Genomic DNA, 3,716 nt, shown 5'->3' with positions numbered 1-3,716 from the left:
GGATATACCGCTGTACCTGCTTGTAATTCATGCCGTTGCGTTCCCCCACGATTTCCGTGGAGCGTTTCCCCACGTCCTTCGCGTCATCGCCCGCCAGCTTTGCCCCCTGGTGGCTGATGGCCTCCACCTGCATTTTTAAGGACTGCGCTTTCTCCATCGGCAAAATCTTTTCCCGGTGGCGCAGGTTGTCGTCCGTCATCGCAAGGACAGCCTCATCGTCCGTCATGTTGCGGACGATACACGGCATATTGGCGAACCCGGCCAGCTCACTGGCCCGCTGGCGGCGGTGGCCCGCGATGATTTCATAGCCCCCGCCCTCGCGGGGACGCACCAGTGCGGGCTGGTGTACGCCGTTGTCCTTGACGGATGCTACAAGCCCTTTCATTTCCGCATCGTCCCGCACACCAAAAGGATGGTCTTTGAACGGGAACAGCTCCGAAAGTTTGAGATATACGATCTCTTCCTTTTCAGCGCGGGTCGCGTCACGGGGCTGGGACGGTGGCTCCGGCGCAGGAGCGGCGGGGGCTTCTTCCTTTACCGTGGCGGTCTTTCCGCCCTTGCCTTGGGACATTTTGTCTCGAGGTGGGGACGGGGGCTTGTCGGGGGCCGCCTTGTCAGCCTTGGGTGGGCGGCCCTTGCGGGCCCCCGTCCCTCCCGGTTCGCCGGGCCCCGCTTTTTCTTCCTTGGGCTTGCGGCCCCGCCTGGCTTTGGGCTTTTCCGGCTCGGACGCTTTTTCCCCGGTGGTCTTGCCCTTTTTGGCGGGCCCCTTATCCTGGGCGGACTTATCTTCCGGGGCCGGGGTGGGTGGCTGTTCCGGTTCGGGCGGCTCGTTCTTTTCCACCTCCGCACGTCCCGCCGCCCGCTGCTCTGCCATGAGCTTTTCAATCTGGTCAGCGGATACACTCACCTCGCCGGGGGCCCCAGCAGGAGCATCCTGGGCGGGCGCATCCACGGCGGCCTGCTCGGGAATGTTCTCCGGGGCCGGGGGCTCCGGCGCGGGTGTTTCCGGGGCAGGAGCATCCGCCGGGCCAGTATCGAACAAGCTGGGCTGGGGATTTTCCTCCGGGCTCACGTTCAATTTTTCGTCTGCCATTCGTTACCTCCTTTTTTAATTTCGTGAATGTTGCACAAATCTTGTGCTAAAACTTTGTTACTATTTTTTCGCCTCCCTCCCGGCTATCCACGCAAAAAAGCCGCCCGTTTTTTAGGTAGGTGTCCGTAAAACAGTAATCTGAGAAAATTACATTCACGGCATCTGTCAGGCAGGATTGGGCGAACAAAAAGAGGGCAGAGAATGGGAATTCATCCATTCTCCGCCCTCTTTTTACATTTAGGCCGCCTGTTTACCTCTTTTTTCGCTTCCGCCTCTGCGGGGCAGGAACCTTGCCCCGCCTGCTGATATGCTTCTTCATGTGCTCGGACTTGTTCAGAATTCCTATCAAAGTCACAAATTCTTCTTTCGTCAATGAATCATAGTCAATCTCAAGCTGCGACAGGAGTGCTCTTACTATTTTTTCCTCCTTACTCCCTTCACAGTTGAGAGCCGCTTCCAGTTGACGTACTGCTTTCTCTGCCGGTGACTCCGTATCAGCGTCAGCGGTAGTGGCATCGGATTTGTGCGCCTCTCGAATATCCCGAATGATGGGCCGCAGATCCTCAAAAATCACATGAGCGAAGTAATCATCCTCATCTATCTGGACCAACTCCAACGTGCGCATATTCAAATCATTGTCATCCAGGCCCGCACGTTCCATCAATACTTTGCGCTCGGTTTTGAGAGCGGTGTTGTTATTGCGGATGTGCATGCTGGCAATCCGGTCAACATATATTTCCAGGTCAAGCATAAACCGCCGGAAGTCACCGTGGGCGGCAAGCTCACAAAGCAGCCGGTTGTTAATCCTGCCGCTTTTTAATAGCTCGATCATTTCATCACTCAAACGCAGATCATTCAAATCTGCGTTTGGGTGATTTTTCATAACTGACAAGCCCAGCAGGTAGTCCGTAGTCACACCATAGAACTCCGCCAGTCTGACAACAGCCCAGTGGCTGATGTCTTTTGTGCCTTCTGCTTCATAGCTGCCCAGCGCGGATTTTGAAATGCCGGTCTGCTTCTCAAGCTGTTCCAGCGTCAGCTTCCAATCCTTCCGCAATTCCCAAAAACGCTCGTGCATGCTCTGCTTAGCGTCATCCATATCATTCCCTCCTCTGCAATTATACCGTCTCTTTCGTCATTTTACAACAGTTTCCAGTAATATTCTGTCGAAGAAAGACGGCATTTCCAAGAGCGCGGAAATTTGTCCGTTTCGGGGCCGATTTCCTACCTCTTGGATATACGGGAAAAGGGACATAAAACCGCTATAATTTTAAGTGTCTGGTAGAGACGTGAAAATTGACAAGTGCATGACCGTCCGAATGGGATATGTCCCCCGGCGAAGTGCGCCGCGACTGCCGCAAGGCACGAGCGCACCAGAGGGGACCGCACGCCGCCGCAAATGGGGGCAGGAACGGCTTTCGGGGAGAACGGCAGAAGAATCAGCCTTGAAATCAAGGTTTGCTTTCAATCCATGTGAAAACAGCGAACAAACGAAACTTTTTGTACTGCAATCCATACGAAACAGCGACGCGCCCAACGGCAAACACAGTACGCCGCCCTGTTTGGTTTTTCACGGTTCAGCATGAAGTCACGCCAAACCGTGAAATGCAAAGTGCGTCCCTGTGGACAGGGCTTCATGGGCAGCGGCTCTGTCGGATGGACGCACATCAATCAATCGCACCCGTCTGCGCACCAAATCCGCTGTTGTGGGAATGAGATACGCTGACGGGCGAACACCAAAATATTTCAATTTGAAGGAGGATGAACATGGACACCAGAAACCAAATCAAGTCGTACATTGTCCGGGAGGGCATGACCATGGCCGACCTTGTGGAGAAGCTGGCCGAGCAGTACGGGTGGAGCGCCAGCGTCCCCAACCTGTCCGGCAAGCTGCGCCGGGATTCCCTGCGCTACCGGGAGGCCGTGGAGCTGGCTGACGCGCTGGGATATGATATTGTCTGGCAGCGCCGGAGGGAGGTACGATAACCATTCCTAATACATACGGCTATATCCGGGTGAGTACCCGCGATCAGAACGAGGACCGGCAGTTCATCGCTCTGCGGGAAATGGCTGTTCCGGAGGGGAACATCTTCATGGACAAGCAGTCCGGCAAGGACTTCAACCGGCCTCAGTATAAGAAGCTGATCCGAAAACTGAAGCCGGACGATTTGCTCTACATCAAGAGCATCGACCGACTGGGACGCAACTACGGCGAGATTCTGGAACAGTGGCGGATTCTTACTAAGGAGAAGAAAATCGACATTGTGGTGCTGGATATGCCGCTGTTGGACACCCGCAGGGGCAAGGACCTGATGGGGACCTTCCTCAGCGATATTGTCCTGCAAGTGCTGTCCTTCGTGGCGGAGAACGAGCGCACCAACATCCGCCAGCGGCAGGCGGAGGGCATTGCGGCGGCAAAGGCCAGGGGTGTGAGGTTTGGCAGACCGCCCAGGCCCTTGCCGGAGAACTATCACAGTGCCTACCAGCGGTGGAAAGCCGGAGCGATCACCGGCACAGCGGCAGCAAGGGAGTGTGGGATGCCGCTGTCCACTTTCCGCTACCGGGCAGAGATTTACGAAAAGGCCAAGTTGTTGTAAGGGGGCTTTTTTACAAGAATGTGTAC

4 protein-coding genes are annotated in these 3,716 nt (G+C 55.5%); 2 read left to right on the top strand and 2 right to left on the bottom strand.

The features are described from left to right. Positions 1 to 1,093: ParB/RepB/Spo0J family partition protein (locus D1646_RS22015; RefSeq protein ID WP_160638474.1), on the bottom strand; the 1,093-nt coding region annotated here is incomplete at its 3' end. 250 nt (positions 1,094 to 1,343) lie between these two features. Next, on the bottom strand, positions 1,344 to 2,192 hold the full coding sequence (locus D1646_RS22010; protein ID WP_016321814.1) for a helix-turn-helix transcriptional regulator: 849 nt from the start codon (positions 2,190 to 2,192) through the stop codon (positions 1,344 to 1,346). 662 nt (positions 2,193 to 2,854) lie between these two features. Here D1646_RS22010 and D1646_RS22005 point away from each other — a divergent pair. Both D1646_RS22005 and D1646_RS22000 read left to right on the top strand, forming a co-directional pair. Further along, entirely contained in the window at positions 2,855 to 3,079 is a 225-nt protein-coding gene (locus tag D1646_RS22005; RefSeq protein ID WP_040655116.1) for a hypothetical protein, read from the top strand. Between the two features lie 2 nt (positions 3,080 to 3,081). After that, the gene (locus tag D1646_RS22000; protein ID WP_040655114.1) at positions 3,082 to 3,690 is read left to right on the top strand and encodes a recombinase family protein; all 609 of its coding nucleotides are present in this window, start codon (positions 3,082 to 3,084) and stop codon (positions 3,688 to 3,690) included. Positions 3,691 to 3,716: the final 26 nt, after the last annotated feature.

Origin of the sequence: Pseudoflavonifractor sp. 60 (assembly GCF_009911645.1) — a bacterium.
In the GTDB taxonomy this organism is placed as follows: domain Bacteria; phylum Bacillota; class Clostridia; order Oscillospirales; family Oscillospiraceae; genus Lawsonibacter.
Note: the sequence above shows the minus strand (reverse complement) of the source record. Positions and strands in the feature narration are given on the sequence as shown.

Excerpts from the sequence above, each read along its gene's own strand:
- D1646_RS22010 (WP_016321814.1), bottom strand. The coding sequence starts at position 2,192 with ATGGATGACGCTAAGCAGAGCATGCACGAGCGTTTTTGGGAATTGCGG.
- D1646_RS22005 (WP_040655116.1), top strand. The coding sequence starts at position 2,855 with ATGAACATGGACACCAGAAACCAAATCAAGTCGTACATTGTCCGGGAG.